At 69.2% G+C, this 19,346-nt stretch carries 11 protein-coding genes; 5 read left to right on the forward strand and 6 right to left on the reverse strand.

Annotated features, from left to right (window positions below; all coding sequences use genetic code 11):
* Positions 1–56: 56 nt before the first annotated feature.
* From QFZ26_RS05030 to QFZ26_RS05045, 4 genes are read right to left on the reverse strand one after another with little or no spacing between them, the layout of a single operon-like run.
* Positions 57–1,073 carry a glycoside hydrolase family 43 protein gene (locus QFZ26_RS05030; RefSeq protein WP_307039845.1) on the reverse strand — a complete coding sequence of 339 codons (1,017 nt, stop codon included), beginning with the start codon at positions 1,071–1,073 and terminating at the stop codon, positions 57–59.
* Between the two features lie 17 nt (positions 1,074–1,090).
* Positions 1,091–1,999: a carbohydrate ABC transporter permease gene (locus QFZ26_RS05035; protein ID WP_307039848.1), complete on the reverse strand. Its 909-nt coding sequence runs from the start codon at positions 1,997–1,999 to the stop codon at positions 1,091–1,093.
* Positions 1,996–3,015 carry a carbohydrate ABC transporter permease gene (locus tag QFZ26_RS05040; protein WP_307039850.1) on the reverse strand — a complete coding sequence of 340 codons (1,020 nt, stop codon included), beginning with the start codon at positions 3,013–3,015 and terminating at the stop codon, positions 1,996–1,998. Before QFZ26_RS05040 ends, QFZ26_RS05035 begins: the two co-directional genes overlap by 4 nt.
* A gap of 3 nt (positions 3,016–3,018) precedes the next feature.
* Entirely contained in the window at positions 3,019–4,329 is a 1,311-nt protein-coding gene (locus QFZ26_RS05045; protein WP_307039852.1) for an ABC transporter substrate-binding protein, read from the reverse strand.
* A gap of 189 nt (positions 4,330–4,518) precedes the next feature.
* On the opposite strand from QFZ26_RS05045, the gene QFZ26_RS05050 reads away from it, so the two are divergent.
* The 5 genes from QFZ26_RS05050 to QFZ26_RS05070 all read left to right on the forward strand — a co-directional run bounded on the left by QFZ26_RS05050 (position 4,519) and on the right by QFZ26_RS05070 (position 12,982).
* Positions 4,519–5,529 (forward strand): LacI family DNA-binding transcriptional regulator, encoded by a 1,011-nt coding sequence (locus tag QFZ26_RS05050; RefSeq protein WP_307039856.1) that lies wholly within the window; start codon positions 4,519–4,521, stop codon positions 5,527–5,529.
* An 81-nt stretch (positions 5,530–5,610) separates the two neighbouring features.
* Positions 5,611–7,437: a glycoside hydrolase family 2 protein gene (locus QFZ26_RS05055; protein WP_307039857.1), complete on the forward strand. Its 1,827-nt coding sequence runs from the start codon at positions 5,611–5,613 to the stop codon at positions 7,435–7,437.
* Positions 7,438–7,661: 224 nt separating this feature from the next.
* A complete protein-coding gene (locus QFZ26_RS05060; RefSeq protein WP_307039859.1) occupies positions 7,662–9,395 on the forward strand; it encodes an ABC transporter ATP-binding protein in 1,734 nt (577 codons plus the stop codon).
* Positions 9,392–11,512, forward strand: a complete 2,121-nt coding sequence (locus tag QFZ26_RS05065; protein ID WP_373460681.1) for an ABC transporter ATP-binding protein — start codon at positions 9,392–9,394, stop codon at positions 11,510–11,512. The genes QFZ26_RS05060 and QFZ26_RS05065 overlap by 4 nt, the downstream gene beginning before the upstream one ends.
* A 138-nt stretch (positions 11,513–11,650) precedes the next feature.
* The gene (locus QFZ26_RS05070) at positions 11,651–12,982 is read left to right on the forward strand and encodes an MFS transporter (protein ID WP_307039861.1); all 1,332 of its coding nucleotides are present in this window, start codon (positions 11,651–11,653) and stop codon (positions 12,980–12,982) included.
* Positions 12,983–13,122: 140 nt separating this feature from the next.
* Here the strand turns inward: QFZ26_RS05070 and QFZ26_RS05075 are convergent, their stop codons facing one another.
* The gene (locus QFZ26_RS05075) at positions 13,123–15,174 is read right to left on the reverse strand and encodes a hypothetical protein (protein WP_307039862.1); all 2,052 of its coding nucleotides are present in this window, start codon (positions 15,172–15,174) and stop codon (positions 13,123–13,125) included.
* A 238-nt stretch (positions 15,175–15,412) separates the two neighbouring features.
* A complete protein-coding gene (locus QFZ26_RS05080) occupies positions 15,413–19,279 on the reverse strand; it encodes a S8 family peptidase (protein ID WP_307039863.1) in 3,867 nt (1,288 codons plus the stop codon).
* Positions 19,280–19,346: the final 67 nt, after the last annotated feature.

A 19,346-nucleotide genomic window follows, 5' to 3' on the forward strand; every position in this document is an offset into this window, starting at 1 on the left:
GGCACGACGTCGGTGCGCCCACGCGATGAACGTGCGCCGAGCCGGCGGTGCAGCGGTCACCGCTCCACGACGACCCGTGGCACCCCGCCCTCCCACACGAGCGGCAACGTGAAGACCTTGCGGGCGAGGAACAGCGGATCCCACGCGTGGAAGACGAACACGTCGTCGCCCGCGGCATCCGTCACGATGTCCTGCCCACCCGGACCGAGCAGCGCCCCGTCGGTCGACGCCGTGGAGAAGAACGGTTCCTCGTCCTTCGTCCATGGTCCGGCGAGTGCCGGCGCGGTCGCGTGGCCGACGGCGTAGGACTCGTCACCGTAGAAGCTCGCGGAGTAGAAGAGGTGGTAGACGCCGTCGCGCTGCACGAGGGTCGGCGCCTCGACGAGGTCGCCCTCCCACTCGAGGGTCTGCATGACCAGCGGCTGCGACGGCCCGGCGAGCGCCACCCCGTCGGAGGTCAGCGGGGCCATCTGCAGCCACGTGTCGAGCCCACAGCAGTTGCCGTCGTTCTTCCAGAGCAGGTGCAGGCCGCCGCTCTCGTCGCGGAAGGTCGATGCGTCGATCGCCCCGCCCTCGTCTTCGGGGCAGATCAGCATCGCCTCCCCCACGATCTCGAACGGCCCGGTCGGTGAGTCGGACGTGGCCACGGCGATGCACTGCAGCGCGGGGTCGAAGTTCGTGGTCGTCGTGTACATGACGAACCGGCCCGGCGACACCTCGGTCACCTCGGGCGCCCACGTCTTGCCCGGGATCACCCAATCAGGCAGCACCGGCAGGGCGTCGTCGTCGAGCACCTCCCACTCGCTGAGATCGTCGGTCACGGCGACCTGGACGTTGCGGCGCGAGTCGTTCGTCGCGTACAGGTAGTACCGGCCACCGGTCTCGAGCACGTCGGGATCGGGGAAGTCGCGATCGATGACGGGAGCCGGCCCGGCCTCCGACCCGCCTGAGGCGGAGGGCGCAGCCGAACCCGAGGCATCCGGACCGCTCGGGCCCGCGGCACAACCCGCCGCCGCGAGCGCGAGCACCCCCGCGACGACGACGCCGACGGCGCGACGTACGCCCTGCGGCATCGGCTGCACCGCCCCGCTCACCCCTTCAACCCGGACCGCGACACGCCCTCGATGATGAACCGCTGCAGGAACACGAACAGCAGCAGCACCGGCACGCTCGCGATCACGGCGCCCGCCATCAGCAGGTCGTACCGCACCGCGTTCGCCGACTGCAGCGTGCCGAGACCCGATGGCAGGGTCTGCACGTCGGCGCTGAACAGCACGTACACCGGCCACAGGAAATCGTTCCAGTTGGTGAGGAACGCCAGCAGCGCGAGCGTCGCCAACGCCGGCTTCGACAGCGGCAGGATGACGCGCAGGAAGATCTGCCAGCGGTTCGCGCCATCGAGCAGCGCCGCCTCCTCGAGCTCGGTCGGCAGGCTGAGGAAGAACTGCCGCATGAAGAACACGCCGAACGCGGATGCCGCGGTCGGGATGATGATCGCGATGAGCGAGTTCAGCCAGCCGAGGTTTCCGACGATGAGGTAGTTCGGGATGATGAGGATCACCGGTGGGATCAGGAGGGTCGCGATCACGACGCTGAACACCACTCCGCGACCGCGGAACGTCATGCGCGCGAGCGGGTAGGCCGCGAGCGACGCGGTCACGACCACGAGCAGCGAGTGCAGCACCGCGGCGATGAGGCTGTTCGAGAACCAGATCAGCACCGGCGTGCCGCTCGCGGTGAGGATCGTCTCGTACGCCTGCGTCGTGAAGGGGTCGGGAATCCAGGTCGGCGGGATGCCCGCGGCATCGGCTCGCGTCTTGAACGACGTCACGATCATGAACAGCACGGGGCTGATGTAGAGGAGCGCGAGCACGCCGAGCAGGATGTACCGGATCACCTGCACCCAGGTGCGGCGGCGGCCGCCGGCGCGCGCGTCGCTCGGCCGGCCGGTGGCCACGGCGGTGTCGGCTTCGGTCGCGAGCCCGGTGAGCGCGGTCATTTCGTTCCTCCCGAAGTGAGGGGCTTCTCTTTCTTCTCCCGGAAGAGCCAGAACACGATCACGCTGATCATCATGAGGAAGAGGGTGAGCACGTAGCTCATCGCCGCCGCGTCGCCCATCTGGAAGTTGCGGAGGCCCGTCTCGGCGATCTGGTAGATCGCCGTCCGGGTCTCGCGACCCGGCGCCCCCTGCGTGATGATGTACGACTGTCCGAACATGTTGGCCGACGCGATGAGCGTGTTGATCGTCACGAACGTCAGGATCGGGCGGAGTCCGGGCAGCGTGACGTGTCGGAACTGCTGCCACGAATTCGCGCCGTCGACCGCAGCCGCCTCGTAGAGCTCTGCCGGGATGTCCTGCAGGGCGGCGAGGTAGATCACGGAGTTGAACCCGAGGGTCCACCACACCGTGACGCCGACGAGCGCCACCCATGCCGCTGGCAGCGAGGTGGTCCACGCGGTTTCGTCGGGCAGGCCGAAGACGCCGAGGTAGAAGTTGACCAGGCCGATGTTGTTGTCGAGCAGGTAGCGCCACATGAGGCCGACGACCGCGACGCCGAGCACGTACGGCGCGAAGTACACGGCGCGGAAGAAGTTGCGCCCCGGGAACCTGCGGTTCATGAGCAGGGCCACGAGCAGCGGAAGCACGAGCAGCAGCGGCACGCTGAACAGGGTGAAGATGCCGGTCGCCCGCATCGAGGTCCAGAAGGACCCAGCGTTCACCGACCCGGGGTCGAAGAGGTCGGTGTAGTTCTCCGCGCCGACGAAGGGCTTGTTCGGCAGCGTGTAGTCCCACTCGTGGAGGCTGATCCAGATGCCGAACACCGAGGGCACGATCACGAACACCGTGAACAGCAGGAGGTACGGCAGGAGGAACAGCCACGGCGTGAACCGCTTCGGCCGGGTCGGCGACTGGCCGGGCCGGTGCGAGGACCGGGCGACGGATGCCGCGGTGGGCGCCTCCACGACGGAGGCGCCCACGCGCGTCTCAGAGCCCACCGGCGTCTGGGAGCTCACGATTTACTCGCCGAACTTCTCGAGGTTCTCTTCCATGAGCTGGGTCGCGCGGTCGGCTTCCCGGGTGAGCGCCTCTTCGGTTGGCGCCTTGCCGAGGACGCCGTCGGCGACCGCGACCTCGAGGGTCTCGGCCTGCACCGCACCGAGGCCGGGGACTGCCGGGAGGAACCGCATCGAGCCGATCTGCTCGGCGATCGGCTGCTGCACGGTGCCGTCGAGCACGCCGCTGTCGCGAACCGACTCGCGGGCGGGGATCATGCCCGCCTTCGCCCACTCGCCCGAGTTCTCGCTCATCCACGCGATGAAGACCTTCGCCGCGTTCGCCTTGTTCGCGTCGGCCGCAGCCTGGCGAGCGAGGAAGAAGTTGTGCGAGTTCGCCCAGACCGCCGAGTCGGAGCCGATCGTCGGCACCGGGGCCGCCGCGAACGGGATGCCCGACTCCGTGAGGTCGTTGATCTGCCAGATGCCGTCCCAGGTGATCGACGTCTCGCCGTTCTTGAAGGCGACGTACTGAGAGTCGGCCGCGACGTCGGCGGGGCTGTAGCCCTCGTCGACCATCGAGCGCATCCAGGTGAGTGCCTCGACGCCCTCGGGCGAGTCGAACGTCGCCTCGGCGCCGTCTTCGGAGTACGGCTCGCCGCCGTTCTGCCAGATGAGCGAGAGGTCCATGAGGTGTGCAGGCCAGAGCGCCGGCATCCAGAACGGGTTCTCGAATCCCGCCGCCTTGAGCTTCGCGAGGGCGTCGGCGAACGACGCGGCGTCGGTCGGCGGCTCGGTGATGCCGGCCGCCGCGAAGTGATCGGTGTTGTAGTACATCGCGAGCGAGTGGACGTCGAGCGGGATGCCGTAGCGGGCGTCGTGGTAGACCCCCGCGTCCCACACCTCTTCGGTGAAGTCGTCGGCGCTGAGCTCGAGCTCGTCGGCCAGGTCGTCGACGGGCACGATGACGTTGCGAGCCGCCATCGTCGCCAGCTGGTCGAGGTGCATGACACCGACATCGGGGCCCTCGCCGGCGGTGACCGCGGCGGGGAGCTTCTGGTAGAAGTCGCTCCACTCCTGCGTCGTCGACTCGATCTTGATGTTCTCGTGCTCGGCCATGAACTCGTCGACCATCTGTTCCATGAACGGACCGTCGCCGCCGGTGAAACCGTTCCAGTACTGCAACGTCACCTCTGGCCCGTCGTACTCACCGGTGAAGTCGCCACCGGCCGTCTCCCCGCCCGGTTGGCCGCTGCAGCCGGCCAGGGCGAGCGCGCCGACGGCAGCGATGGCCGCCCCCTGCATGAACCGTGTGAACCGAAGCCTCTTGCCCACTGGTCGTCCTCCTCGTTGAAAACGGCGTCGCGCCCGGTCGGCGCTGACGTCGCCGCCGAATTGCTCCGACGGCTCTTCGCACAATGTACAGCGCTGTAAAGCCGCTGTCGAGTGGAGGTGGCAAACCGATACGGACTCGCCGTCGCCGAGCGGGCCGCCCCTAGAATCGAGGCGACGCGAGGAGGGGCGATGGCACGAGTGAGGCTCATCGATGTCGCCGAGCGGGCACAGGTGTCGATGAAGACGGTTTCCAACGTCGTCAACGGCTACGCGCACGTGCAACCCGACATGCGCGCGAGGGTGCAGGCCGCGATCGACGAGCTCGGCTACCGGCCGAACCTGACCGCGCGGCGACTGGCGACCGGCAAGACGGGCATGATCGCGCTCGCGATGCCCGAGATCGACCATCCGTACTTCGGCGAGATGGCGAGCCACCTCGCCGACATCGCCATGCAGCGGGGCTATCGCGTCATCATCGAGCAGACGCTGAGCGACCCCGAGGCCGAGAAGGCCGTGCTGCAGGACCGTGAGGCCGGCCTCGTCGATGGCGTCATCTTCCAGCCCACCCGCATGGCCACGCTCGACATCGCCCGCCTGCACGACGACCTCCCGCTCGTGCTGCTCGGCGAGGTCGACGCCCCCGTCACGACCGACCACGTGATGATCGACAACGTCGCGGCGGCGCGCGACGGCGCCGCGCACCTCCTCGCACTCGGTCGTCGCCGGGTCGCCTTCCTCGGTCTCGTCGACGGCGACATCACGATGACGAACCGCCGCCGACTCCTCGGCTACCAGGAAGCGCTCGTGGGCAGCGGCATCCGGCCCGACCCCGCGCTCGTGCTCACCACGCGGGGATTCGAGAGTCACGACGCCGAGACGGCGATCACCCTCGCGCTCGAGGGCGGCGTCGAACTCGACGCGATCCTCTGCCGCGACGACCGGTTCGCCGCCGGCGCGCTCACGGCGATCAGGGCCCGGGGGCTCCGGGTGCCCGACGACATCGCCGTGATCGGTTGGGACGACTCCGCGATCACCGGCTACACGACGCCCACGCTCACGTCGATAGCCCCCGACAAGCGGCAGCTCGCGGCGAACGCGTTCGACCTGCTGCACGAGCGGATGCAGGGTCACCACGGTCCCGGCCGACATGTGATCGTGCCGCATGCCGTCGCGGTGCGGGCGAGCGCCCCGCGCGCCTGAAGCCCCTCCACACCACCGAGGGCAGACGAGGCTCGGGGCACGCGCTTTACAGCGCTGTAGAGATGCGACATGATTTCCTCCATGCGTGAAACCTCGACCATGCGGGCCAGTGAGCAAGACGGCAGCTACCCGCGACCACAGCTCGTGCGCCACCGCTGGGCCGACCTGTGCGGAGAGTGGGAGTTCGCGTACGACGACGAGGTGACCGGGCTGAGCGACGGCTGGCACGAGGGCACGACTCCACTCGGCCGCCGCATCACCGTGCCGTTCCCGCCCGAGTCGCCCGCGTCGGGCATCGGCGACACCTCGTTCCACCCGGTGGTCTGGTATCGGCGTCTCATCACGCCGGGCGAGCTCGACGAGGCCGGGCGCTCGGAAGACGCTCCGACCGTGATGCTGCACTTCGGTGCCGTCGACTTCCGCGCGACGGTGTGGGCGAACGGCCGTCTCCTCGGCTCTCACGAAGGCGGGCAGACGCCGTTCTCGTTCGAGCTCCCTGCCGAGGCGCTCGGCGACGGCCCGCTCACCATCGTGGTGCGTGCCGAAGACGACCCGGCGGATGTCTCGCAGCCGCGCGGCAAGCAGGACTGGCTCGAGCAGCCGCACGTCATCTGGTACCACCGAACCACGGGCATCTGGCAGCCGGTCTGGCTCGAGGCCGTGGGTGACGATCGCGTCACCCGGCTGAACTGGGTGCCCGACGTCACGAACGCCCAGGTGTCGCTGCAGCTCCGCCTGCAGGGCCGCCCCCGGCGGCCGCTGTGGCTCGACGCCGAGATCGAGCACGACGGCGTCGAGCTCGCGTCGCTCCGGGTGAAGCTGACCGAGCCCGAGCATCGGTTCTCGCTGTCGCTGCCGACGCAGGGCAACGGGCAGGGGTACGAGCAGCTGCTCTGGTCGCCCGACCGGCCGACCCTCCTCGACGCGCGGCTCCGCATCACCGACGAGGCCGGCGTCGTCGTCGACGAGGTGTTCTCCTACCTCGGGCTCCGCAGCATCGAGGAGGCGGGCGGGCGCTTCCTGCTGAACGACCGTCCCTGCTACGTGCGTTCGGTGCTCGAGCAGGGCTACTGGCCGGAGTCGCACCTCGCCGCTCCGAGCGCCGACGCCCTGCGCGCCGAGGTGCAGCTCATCAAGGACCTCGGATTCAACGCCGTGCGCCTGCACGAGAAGGTCGAAGACCCCCGCCTGCTGTTCTGGACCGACAAGCTGGGACTCCTCGTCTGGGGTGAGATCGGCAGCGCGTTCGAGTTCTCGCCGCGCGCGATCGAGCGCACGGTGCGCGAGTGGATGGACGTCCTGGCGCGAGATGCGGCGCATCCGTCACTCGTCACCTGGGTGCCCGTCAACGAGAGCTGGGGCGTGCAGCACATCTCGCGCGACCCCGCGCAGCTCCACTACGTCCAAGCGCTGTTCCACCTCACGAAGGCGCTCGACCCGTCGCGGCCCGTCGTGTCGAACGACGGTTGGGAGCACGCGGCATCCGACCTCCTCACCATCCACGACTACGCCACCACCGGCGAGGCGCTCGGCGCGAGCTATGCGGATGCCGCCGCCGTCGACGCGCTCCGCGACGGCATCGGCCCCGCCGGCCGACGTCTCGTGGCGCTGCCCGGCGGAACGAACGGCAAGCCGGTCATGGTCACCGAATTCGGCGGCATCTCATTCGCCCCGGGCGCCCCCGACGACACCTGGGGCTACTCCGTGGCAACGTCGGCCGACGACTTCGAGGGTCGGCTGCGCGCGCTCGTCTCGGCGCTGCGCATGTCTCCGGTGCTCTCCGGATTCTGCTACACCCAACTCACCGACACCCGCCAAGAGGCGAACGGACTGACCGACGAGCACCGCGTGCCGAAGCTCCCGGTCGCGACCATCCGCGACATCATCGCCGGAGGCTCCGGCGCCTGAGGCTCGTGGCGTCACGCTCTGAGCGAAATCCGCGCCCATCAGGGGCATCCGCCCACGGGCTCGCTTGACGCACCCCATCGCTCATGCAAGTGTCGAATGCTGCGTTGTCGCATGGGGGTGCGACACTGTAGGCCCACCGTCGGGTCGCCGCTCTTTCGCACGCATGCACGCGTCGCAGGGGCATCCGTCGAGCTCCCTTTCCACCCCTCCGAACCGGAGACCTCATGCTCGGAAAACTCCTCCTTCGTTATCTGAAGCCCTATCGCTGGCTGTTGCTCGGCGTGCTGGTCTTCCAAATCATCTCGGCCGCCGCGAGCCTCTACCTGCCGAAGCTCAACGCCGCCATCATCGACGACGGCGTCTCCACCGGCGACACCGAGTACATCTGGTCGACCGGGCTGTTCATGCTCGCCATCTCGCTCGGGCAGATCGCCGCGGCGATCATCGCGACCTACTTCGCCGCCAAGGCCGCGATGAAGCTCGGCCGCGACATCCGCAACGACGTCTTCGACAAGGTCAGCGCGTTCTCCGAGCGCGAGGTCTCGAAGTTCGGGCCGGGCTCGCTCATCACCCGCAACACCAACGACGTGCAGCAGGTGCAGATGCTCGCGATGATGGGCGCGACGATGCTCGTCAGCGCGCCGCTCCTCGCGATCGGCGGCATCTGGATGGCGGTGTCCCAGGATGTCGGCCTCAGCTGGCTCATCGGTGCGTCGGTGCTCGTCATCCTCCTCGTCGCGATCATCGTGATCAGCCGCATGGTGCCGCTGTTCCGCAGCCTCCAGGTGAAGCTCGACACCGTGAACCGCATCATGCGCGAGCAGCTCACGGGCATCCGCGTGGTTCGCGCGTTCGTACGCGAGCGCATCGAAGAGGAGCGGTTCCGCGGTGCGAACGACGACATCATGGACGTCGGACGCCGAGTGGGCACGCTGTTCGTGACGCTCTTCCCGTTCTTCATGCTCGTCATCAACGTGACGGTCATCGGCGTCATCTGGTTCGGCGCGTTCGAGGTCAACGACGGCGACGTGCAGATCGGCACGCTCTTCGCGTTCATGCAGTACGTCGCCATCATCCTCAGCGGTGTGCTCATGGCCGCCTTCACGACGATCATGATCCCGCGTGCCGCGGTGTCGGCCGAGCGCATCAGCGAGGTGCTGGCGAGCGAGTCGACCCTCACTCGCGCGGCGAACCCGGTGACCGAGTTCGGCTCGGTGGGCTCCGTCGAGTTCGACGACGCCGCATTCGCCTACCCCGGTGCCGAGCACGCCGTGCTCGAAGGCATCACCTTCCGGGCAGAGCCCGGCGAGACCGTCGCCATCGTGGGCTCCACCGGCGCAGGAAAGACGACGCTCATCTCGCTCATCCCCCGCCTGTTCGACGCGACCGGCGGATCGGTGCGCGTCAACGGCGTCGATGTTCGCGAAGCCGACCTCGACCGGCTGTGGAAGACGATCGGCCTCGTGCCGCAGCGTCCGTTCCTGTTCGCCGGCACCGTGGCATCCAACCTGCGGTTCGGCCGTGAAGAGGCCACCGACGCCGAGCTCTGGCATGCACTCGAGATCGCGCAGGGCCGTGACTTCGTCGCCGACATGGAGGGCGGTCTCGACGCCCGCATCGCGCAGGGCGGCACGAACGTCTCGGGCGGCCAGCGCCAGCGGCTCGCGATCGCCCGGGCGATCGTGCACAACCCCGACATCCTCGTGTTCGACGACTCGTTCTCGGCGCTCGACCTCACCACCGACGCGAGGCTGCGGCAGGCGCTCTGGCGCGAGTTGCCGCACGTCACGAAGATCGTCGTCGCGCAGCGCGTCTCGACCATCACCGACGCCGACCGCATCGTCGTGCTCGACGACGGCGGCATGGTGGGCATCGGCACGCACGAGCAATTGCTCGAGACATCCGAGACCTACCGCCAGATCGTCGAATCCCAGCTCGGAGTGGAGGCCACGGCATGAGCACCGAAACCAACAAGACCAACGGCCGCGGTCGTGGCCGCCAGGCCGAACCGAAGCCGATGACCGAAGAAGAGCGCATCGAGCACGAGCTCGCCGAGGAGGCGCGCATCAACTCGGGCTCCTGGGACAGCGTCGCGCCCGGAAAGGCGCAGGACTTCGGCGCGAGCTTCCGCCGCATGATCGGGCTGCTGGCACCGCACAAGTGGGCGTTCGCGTTCGCGTCGCTGCTCGGTTCGATCGGCGTCGTGCTCGCCGTCATCGCGCCGAAGGTGCTCGCCGAGGCGACGAACATCATCTTCGAGGGCTGGATCTCACTGCAGCTCCCTGCCGGAGTGACGCAGGAGCAGGCCGTCGAGGGACTCCGCGCCGCAGGTCAAGAGGACCTCGCGAACATCATCGAGGCGGCAACGCTCACGCCGGGCGCCGGCATCGACTTCGTCGCACTCAGCCAGGTCGTCATCATCGTGCTGTTCCTCTACATCGGCGCATCCGTGCTGTCGTGGATCCAGGGCTACGTGATCAACGTCATCATGGTGCGGGCGATGTGGCGCATGCGCGAAGACGTCGAGGCGAAGGTGCACCGCCTGCCGCTCAGCTACTTCGACAAGGTGCAGCGCGGTGAGCTGATCTCGCGAGTGACGAACGACATCGACAACATCACGCAGACGATGCAGCAGTCGCTGTCGAGCGCACTCACGAGCGTGCTCACCGTCGTCGGCGTCATGATCATGATGTTCTCGATCTCGTGGCAGCTCACGCTCATCACCCTCATCTCACTCCCGCTCATGGGCGTGATCTTCGGCATCATCGGCCCGAAGTCGCAGGCGGCGTTCGGCATCCAGTGGCGCAAGGTCGGCCGACTGAACGCCCGAGTCGAGGAGTCGTTCTCGGGTCACGCCCTCGTGAAGGTGTTCGGCCGTGAGCGCGACGCGAGCGACAAGTTCCGTGCCGAGAACGAAGAGCTCTACGAGGCCGCGTTCAAGGCGCAGTTCCTGTCGGGCATGATCATGCCCGGCATGATGTTCATCGGAAACCTCACCTACGTCGGCATCGCGGTGCTCGGCGGGCTGATGGTCGCGAGCGGCCAGCTGCGACTCGGTGACGTGCAGGCGTTCATCCAGTACTCGCAGCAGTTCACGCAGCCCCTCTCGCAGCTCGGCGGCATGGCCGCCGTGGTGCAGTCGGGCACCGCCTCGGCCGAGCGCGTGTTCGAACTGCTCGATGCCGACGAGCAGGAGCCCGACACCGCCGACGCACCGGCGCCGGTCGACGGCGACGGCACGATCGAGTTCGAGCACGTGTCGTTCTCGTACACGCCCGAGCGTCCGTTGATCCGCGACCTGTCGTTCCGGGTCGAACCTGGGCAGACGGTCGCGATCGTCGGCCCGACCGGTGCCGGCAAGACGACGCTCGTGAACCTCATCATGCGGTTCTACGAGCTCGACGGCGGGCGCATCCTCCTCGACGGGCAGGACATCGCAGACCTCACCCGTCACGATGTGCGCGCCCGCACGGGAATGGTGCTCCAAGATCCGTGGCTGTTCGCGGGCTCCATCCGCGAGAACATCCGCTACGGCCGCCAGTCGGCGACCGACGACGAGATCCTCGAGGCGGCTCGCGCCACCTACGTCGACCGCTTCGTGCACTCGCTGCCCGACGGCTACGACACGGTGCTCGACGAAGAGGCGTCGAACGTCTCCGCAGGTGAGAAGCAGCTCATCACGATCGCGCGCGCCTTCGTGGCGCAGCCCTCGGTGCTGATCCTCGACGAGGCCACCTCGTCGGTCGACACCCGCACCGAGCTGCTGCTGCAGCACGCGATGGCGGCGCTCCGCGAGGGTCGCACCTCGTTCGTGATCGCGCACCGTCTCTCGACGATCCGCGATGCCGACCTCATCCTCGTGATGGAGCACGGTGACATCGTCGAGAAGGGCACCCACGACGAGCTCATCGCCGCGAAGGGCGCGTACTACCGCCTCTACAACTCGCAGTTCGAGCAGGCGGCGACCGACCTCGACGCCGAGCTTGCGGCCGAGCAGGGCGAGGTCGTGCCCCCGTCGGGCCCGACCCCGCTCGAGGTCATGGCCGAGAACGCGGCCGAGACCGCCGAGCTCTAGCCGAGTCGCGCGACGCGCATCGAACGAGCGGATGTCCCAGCCGGGGCATCCGCTCGTTCGCGTTTCGGGCCTCGGTAGGCTGGAATCTCCGAGGCGGTCGCCGGATGCCGCCGCCGACCGATCCCCCGTGAAGGCCCCGTGACGACTGCACTTCCGCCCGCGCGCCCCTGGCGCCTGTGGCTGGTGTGGAGCGTCGGCGTCGCCGCCTACGTGCTCTCGGTCACGAACCGCACGTCGCTCTCGGCGGTCGGGGTCGACGCCGCAGTCCGGTTCGACGCGGATGCCTCGACGCTGTCGCTCTTCGCGGTCATCCAGCTCTTCGTCTACGGCGCGATGCAGATCCCGGTGGGGTTGTTGCTCGACCGGTTCGGCGCCCGGCCGATGATCACGATCGGCATGTTCCTGATGGCGATCGGCCAGCTCGTGATGGCGTTCGCGCCCGACGTGGGCACGGCCATCCTCGCGCGGATGCTCGTGGGCGCAGGCGATGCGGCGATCTTCCCGAGCGTGCTGCGCGTGGTGGCCGTGTGGTTCCCCGAGCGACAGGCGCCGCTGCTCGTGCAGACGACTGGAATCATCGGCCAGACCGGCCAGCTGCTCGCGATCCTGCCGATGGCCGCGCTGCTGCACGCGACGAGCTGGAGCGTCGCGTTCGGGAGCCTCGCCGGGCTCGGCGTGCTCTTCACCGTGCTCACGTTCGCGGTCATCCGCAACCGCCCACCCGATCGCACTGCGGATGTCTCGGTCGACACCGAGACGGGCGCGATGCACGCCGTGACCTCATCGGCCGACCTGCGGGAGGGCTTCCGCGAGTCGTGGGCGCACCCCGCCACGCGCCTCGCGTTCTGGTCGCACTTCACGACGCCGTTCTCGGGCACCGCGTTCATCCTGCTCTGGGGCTTCCCGTTCCTCACCGTGGGCGAGGGACTCTCCCCCGCGATGGCGTCGCTCATCTTCAGCGTGTACGTCGTCTTCGGCATGGTCGTCGGGCCGGCCATCGGCGCCCTCTCGAGCCGGCATCCGATGCGGCGGTCGCGCCTGCTCGTGCTGCCGATCATCGGCATCCAGGCTGCGGCGTGGCTCGCGGTCATCCTCTGGCCCGGACCCTCGCCGCTCTGGCTCCTCTTCGTGCTCGCCTTCGCGCTCAGCACGGGCGGACCGGCCTCGATGATCGGCTTCGACCACGCGCGCACCTACAACCCGAAGCATCGCCTCAGCACCGCGACCGGCATCGTGAACGTGGGCGGGTTCCTCGCCGCGCTCCTCGCGATCCTGTTCATCGGCATCGCGATGGACGCGCAGGGCGCCGGCACTCCCGAGACCTACACCCTCGATGCGTTCCGCATGGCGTTCCTCACGCAGGTTCCCCTATGGGTGCTCGGCGCCGGGTTCATCGTGTGGGAGCGCAAGCGCACGCGCGTGCACCTCGGCCTCGACGAGCCGCGCTCCCGCCGCCGGGATCGTCGCTAGCGGTCGCGCTCGCGCCGTGCCAGCGCCCGATGCCGACTGGGCGCACCGTGCTCGCGGCGGCGCATCGACGTCGTGGCGCCCGCGCGACGAACGTGCGCCGAACGGGCGCTGCGCGGCCGCGGCGCGCCGCGGGCGCCGCGCTACCGCGGCGGCCGCAGCAGTACGCCGCCGATGTAGCCGAGCACCGCGCCGAGCCAGATCAGCGGCAGTCCGAAGCTGAGTGGGGGCATCCCGAAGCGGAGCGAAAGGTAGACGAGGAACCCGGCGGTGAGCAGCACGAGCAGCAACGCCGACCTCCGGGTGAGCCCGCCGGCCTTGCCGTTCAGTCCGAAGGCCATCGCGAGCGCCGTCAGCACGAGCAGCAGCCGCAGCGGCGGCTCGACCCACTCGATCTCTGCGAACGATGCGGGCGAGCTCACGAGGATCATGATCCAGTCGCCGAGCGGCAGCAGCGGAGAGAACCCGTCGAACCATGGCGAGAGCGCGCCGATGATCGCGAAGAGCGTGCCGAGGATGACGAGCCACCTGCTCGTCGGCCTGCGCCGATTCGGCGCCGATTGCATGAGCTCGGCGTTCGTGGTCACCGTGTGCGCGCCATCCGTCGCCGTGATCTCGAGGCGGTGCACGCTCACCTGGTTCGCGGGCGGATGCGGGCTGTTCACGCTCAGTTGCGAGCGGCCCACGCCGCCGGGGGCCACGATGAGTTCCTGGGGCGAGAACTGCGCGCGCACCTGGCCGTCGTCGGAGCTGGCCGAGAGCCACACGTGCAGCTGCTCGGTCCCGCGACGGTTGTCGACCTGCACGGCGTAGGTTCCGTCGCGGCGCGTGCCGACATTGAGGTTGCGGGGCTCAGCGCGAAGCTCGGCGACGGTGATCGACGCCGGGGTCGATGTCATCTCGAGCAGGGCGGATGCCTCGACATCCGTCGTCCCATCGGAGGCCACCACCGTGAACGGGAAGGTGTCGCTCGACCCTCGGGGCGGCGGCACGCCGCGGACGCGGCCGAGCGCTCGAGTGACCTTGCCCGGGAACGCCGTGAACGTCACCGGCGTGAACGCGAACGCGAGCCGGCTCTCGGGGTCACGGCCGGTGAGGGTGACCGTGACGCCCGAGTGCCCGCCGCGGTTGTCGACGAGCACCTCGAAGTCGGCGTCGCGGGCGTCGACGAGGCTGAACGTGCTCGGCTGGACCAGCACGCTGATCGGCTCGTCGACGGGCAGCGCCGTGGTGTGCTGCACGAGGCTCACGGTCGCGGTGATCGGTCCCTCGTCGTTCACCGCGGTGATCGTCAGCTGACGGTTCAGCTGCTGTCCGGGCGCGGGCGCGGGCGCGTTGAACGCGACCTTCGCCTCGACGACCTGGCCGGGCGGCACCTCCACGACCTGTGGGGTGAACGCCAGCTGCACGGTCCCCTCGGGATCACTCCCCGACAGGCCGACGGTCTGCGGGTAGTTCGCGGCACGGTTGTCGAGCCGCAACCAGAACACGCCGGCGTTGACGTCTTCGAGGCGGATGAGGGTGGGACGCGCCTCGAGGGACACCCTTGGGCCACGGGGCGGGACGGTCACGACGACGCGAACGATCGCCTGGCGCTGCGGATCGTGCTTCGAGCGCACGGCGAACTCGACGGCGTGGCGCTGTGCGAGCACCATGAGGCCCGGCTGCATGCCCAGCGCGAGCGCCACCGTGGCGGTCTCGCCCGGCATGAGGTGCGTGTCGGGGTGGGCGAGCTGGAGCCACTCCGGCAGGCCGATGCCCTCGATGGCGTAACCGTCGACGATGTCGGTCGGGTTCTCGATCGAGAGCTCGACCTGCGCCGGGGCATCCGACGTGATCGTCGCCTCGGGCGTCAGCACCGTCACGTTCGGGGGCTCGTGGGGTTTGGATGAGTCGAGTGGTTCGGGGAGATCCGGTGGTTCGGATGCCGGCCCGGCGTCCGCGCCCGCACCGCCCGGGGACGCGACGTCGGGCTCGGCGGCGTCGCCGGTGGCGCCCGGGCTCGCGGCATCCGTCGGGACGCTCTCGCCCTGCACGGGAACCGACGCCACGACCTTCGGGATCGTGCCCGTCAGGGCGTCGCCGCCGAGGCTCGTGTGCCCGTGGTCCCAGCCGAGGTAGGCGTCGCATTTCGCACAGAATCGCGCGGTGACGTCGTTCCTGGCGCCGCACGTCTCACAGGTGCGTTCGGCCATCTCCGCTCCTCTGGCCGCGGTGACTCGCTTCGGGATGCGATACCGCCGATCGTACGGAAGCCTACGCCGCACGAGCCAGTGTTGTGCCTGAAGAGGCACCGATCCCTGCCTCTGCTGAGGTGTCCCGTGCCCGGAATCGGACCCGACCCGGTGCCGCTCCGGGAACGACAGAGCCCGCCGGATCCCCTGGGGTCCGGCGGGCAGTGCCGTCAGTGGCGAGTACGCCTGGAGTCGGGGACTACCCGGCTACGTGACCGCCGCGGCCCCCGTGCGAGCCACCCTTCTTTGCGGCCGAAACCTCGAAGGCGCGCTCGATCTCCTGAGAGAACGTGTTGCCTGCGGCGTCTTGCCCGGTGACCCGCAGGTCGATCCATGCACCACTGTCTGGCACGCGGAGCTTCGCGGTGTACGCCTCGACGAAGGCACGATCTTCGACGAAGTCGTCGCCGTCGGGCTCCCCGGCGGCACCGTCGTCGGTGTACGTCGCATCGGCGAGTTCGACGACCTTCCAGTCACCGCCTGCGACCCGAATCTCGAGCGTGGCGCCAGTCAGTTCGGCGGAGCCGGCCGCGCCGCCCAGGTGACCGAGCTCGAGCCGGAGCCCGACGGGTTCACCGGCGCGTCGCCCGACACCGGCGAGACCCGAGGGGTCGAACTCAGCGTCGTAGTACGCCTGGATCATCGGCAGGATCTGCTCGGTGTAGTCGTCGGAGGTGCCCGTCGATCGGAACGTCCACTCGGTCACCGTCGAGGTCGACGAAGAGAGGTAGGTGCCGTCATGGGTGGCGGTGTTGCGAACCCGCCAGTCGCTCTCGCCGTCAGGCAGCTCCCAGACGACGGCCGACTGCCACGGCGACGCGGCCTTCTGTTCTCCGTCGACCCACACCTCGGTGAGCTGCGCACGATCGGGCATGCCCGAGAAGATGTCCATCGCGCCCGTGTGGCGAGCGCTGCCACCGTCGGCCCACGACGGCACATTGACCTGTGCGTAGTGGCCGGTGCGGTTCGGCGCCCAGTAGCCGGGTCCGACGAACGGACGAACGATCGGGCCGAAATAACTCGTCTCGAGCTCTTCGCCGGGTTCGTAGGCGCGCTGCATGTCGCGGATCTCCCACCTCGCGTCGATCTCAGTCGCGACCTGGTTCCACTCGACCTCGCCGGTGTTGACCCACTCGGTGCGCTCGATGCCCTGGCTCGTGCGGAGGAGGATGCCCGCGACGTAGTCGACCCCGGGTGCGTAGTCCCATCGGAACTCACCGACGAGCGTGTCGGTTTCGCCGTAGTACCTCGTGTCGATGCGTGCGAGGTCGGTGGGACGGAAGTCGAGCTCTTCGGGGATCGCGCCGTCGTCGTTCCGCGCGATGTCGTACACCTCGGTGGCGGTCGGAATGCCGAGTCCGGTCACGGTGACCTTCTTCGCGGCGAGCGACTCGAGAAGTCGCGCACCCTGCACGCCGCTCACCGAGGCGACGGGGACGCCGACCTCAGTCATGTAGTCGTCACCGCCGACCCACTCGCTGAGCTCGCCCGGCTGGTCGTTCACGACGAGAAGGAGCTTGGCTCCCGCGGCGAGCGCGTTGGCGGCACGCTCGTGTGCCGACAGTTCGTTCGACCGGGTGACGACCGCGACCTTGCCGCGCACGTCGACCGCCGCGAACTCGGCGACGCTACCCGTGCCGGCGTCGACCGCGCTGGCCTTGAGCTTGCCGTCGAACAACGCGGAGCCGGCCTGCGTGATGAGGTCGAGTTGCTCCTTGCCGGCGGTGAGCGCGAGCGTCGGCTGCTGCAGACGCCAGCGTGCGCTGAACGAGAAGGTCTCGGCCTCGGGCGCCTCGAGCGGCTGGGCGTAGAACTCGTCGTTCGTGACGGTGGCCATGTAGCTGCCGGTGAACCCGTCGACCGAGTAGTCCATGCGCCCGAAGACCTGCTCCAGGTCGTCGTCGCCGACGTCGACGGTGACCTCCTCGGTGGCGCGAGCATCGAACGCGACCGTCGACGACTCGTCGAGCACGAGGTCGGGGTCGCCGACCAGCGCCGTGACGCGAGTGTCGGCGTCGCGGTCGAGCTCGAGGAAGGACATCACCGAGTAGTGGCCGGCCGGCAGCCGCATGGTGATCTCACCCGAGACGTTGAACGGGGTGACGATGCTCGTCGCCGGATCCCAGATGACACCGAACGCGTCGATGGGCTCGCCGTCGAAGCCGGTCGCGGTGACCGTGAGGTCGTAGCGCTCATGCTCGGCGACGATGCCGAGCGCCGTGCGGGCGACGGGCTGGCCCGCGACCGACGCCACGAGGGCTCCGGAGTACTGCGTGCCGCCCGGCACCGCGGCGGGGTCGGCCGTCATCGTGACCGTGCGGGACTCGCCCGCGGGGATCGTCAGCTGCTCGGCGTCGATTGCGAGCACGTCGTCGGATGCCCCGTCGAGTGCCGCGCTGAGGTCGAGCACGACCTCTTCGCTTCCGTGGTTCGTGTACTCGATCGGGCGCACGACCGCCTCGACGGCCTCACCCCAGGCGAGCATGCCGAAGTCGCCGGAGCCGCTGGCGACGATCGAGGCGTCGATCGCGGCCTGCACGTCGACGACACCGGCGCCGGCCTGGTACGACGACAGTCCGACATCGGTCGCAGTGCTCGTGAGGGCGGCCCGCAGCTGCTCGCCCGTGTACTCGGGGTGACGCTGCAGCAGGATCGCCGCCGCGCCGGCCACGTGCGGCGTGGCCATCGAGGTGCCGCTCAGGCTTCGGTACGCGCCTTCGCCGCCGCTGTCGGACGAGCGCGCCGCCGTGACGTCGCTGCCGGGACCGGCGATCTCGGGCTTCATGTCGCCCGACAGTGCGAGCGGACCCTGGCTCGAGAAGTAGGAGAGGCTCCCGGTGGGGTCTTCGACCGAGCCGACGGTGAGTGCCCGCTCAGCCGAGCCGGGCGAACCGATGGTCTCGGGCGCGCCGGAGTTGCCGGCCGCGACCACGAAGAGCGCGCCGGTCTCTTCGGCGATGCTGTTTAGCGCCTCCGACATGGGATCGTTGCCGTCGTCTGCCTGTGACGAGCCGAGGCTCATCGAGACGATGTCGGCTCGCTCGCCGGCCCACTGCATGGCCTCGATGATCCACGAGTCCTGGCCGGAGCCCTCGGGGCCCCCGAGCACCTTGCCGACGAGGAGGTCGGCGCCGTCGGCGACGCCGCGGTGCGCTCCGCCGCTCGCGGCACCGGTTCCCGCGATCGTCGAGGCGACGTGCGTGCCGTGGCCGTTGGGGTCGGAGTCGACCTCTTCGCCGGGCACGAAGCTCGTCGAGTCGGGCAGCACGCGACCGGCGAGGTCGGGGTGGGTGTCGTCGTAGCCGGTGTCGAGCACGGCGACGGTGACGCCCTCGCCGGTGTAGCCCTGGGCCCACGCCTCGGGAGCACCGATGTAGGGCACGCTCGAGTCGAGCGTGGCCTGCACCTTGCCGTCGAGGTGGATCGCCTCGATGCCGCCGCCGAGCGAGACCTCGGAGCTGAAGGGACGAGGTCCGGATGCCTCGGTGAGGGCACTCCACGTCGACGCGGCACTCGCGTGGTCGGCGGTCGCGGCGGCGCCGCCGATGCTCTCGAGCGGGGTGCCGATCTCGACGCCGGGAACCGGCGCCGAGCGGGTGGCCGGTCCGTCGGCGAATTCGACGATGAGCGGCGTCGCGGCGACGCTGGCGTCGTCGTAGCCGAACTCGATGAGCTGTGTGACGTTGAAGAGATCTTGGTCGAGCAGTCCTGCAGCGAGGTAGGGCATAGCCGACTGGGGCAGCACGAAGAGGTCGCCGGCGACCTCGGCCGTCTGCACGGCCGATTCGGGGTCGGCGGGCTCGATGTCGACGGCGTGAGTGCCACCGGCGAGCTCGGTGACGTGCACGCGATCGCCCGTGATGAGCGTCACGGTGTGCGAGCCGTCGGCTGAGGCGGTGACGGCGGGGCTACCGCCGGTGCCGCCCGGGCCACCGGCCTCACCCGGTCCGGCAGCAGCGGCGGGGAGCGTGGTGATTCCGACGCCCGTCGCGCCGAGGGCGAGCCCGCCGATCGCCGCGACGATGGCGCGCCGTCGGCGTCGTCGGGAAGTGGAACGGTTGTGCATCACGGCAGACCTCTGACCATCTCGTGGGTGTGGATTGATATGAAACCTCTCACGCGGAGTTCGTTAT

The sequence above is a fragment of the Agromyces ramosus genome (genome assembly GCF_030817175.1).
GTDB classification, from domain to species: Bacteria; Actinomycetota; Actinomycetes; order Actinomycetales; family Microbacteriaceae; genus Agromyces; species Agromyces ramosus_A.

Bases quoted from the DNA above. Each gene is read 5' to 3' on its own strand.
- QFZ26_RS05030 (WP_307039845.1), bottom strand. From the start codon at position 1,073: ATGCCGCAGGGCGTACGTCGCGCCGTCGGCGTCGTCGTCGCGGGGGTG.
- QFZ26_RS05035 (WP_307039848.1), bottom strand. From the start codon at position 1,999: ATGACCGCGCTCACCGGGCTCGCGACCGAAGCCGACACCGCCGTGGCC.
- QFZ26_RS05050 (WP_307039856.1), top strand. From the start codon at position 4,519: ATGGCACGAGTGAGGCTCATCGATGTCGCCGAGCGGGCACAGGTGTCG.
- QFZ26_RS05055 (WP_307039857.1), top strand. From the start codon at position 5,611: ATGCGTGAAACCTCGACCATGCGGGCCAGTGAGCAAGACGGCAGCTAC.
- QFZ26_RS05060 (WP_307039859.1), top strand. From the start codon at position 7,662: ATGCTCGGAAAACTCCTCCTTCGTTATCTGAAGCCCTATCGCTGGCTG.
- QFZ26_RS05065 (WP_373460681.1), top strand. From the start codon at position 9,392: ATGAGCACCGAAACCAACAAGACCAACGGCCGCGGTCGTGGCCGCCAG.
- QFZ26_RS05075 (WP_307039862.1), bottom strand. From the start codon at position 15,174: ATGGCCGAACGCACCTGTGAGACGTGCGGCGCCAGGAACGACGTCACC.
- QFZ26_RS05080 (WP_307039863.1), bottom strand. From the start codon at position 19,279: ATGCACAACCGTTCCACTTCCCGACGACGCCGACGGCGCGCCATCGTC.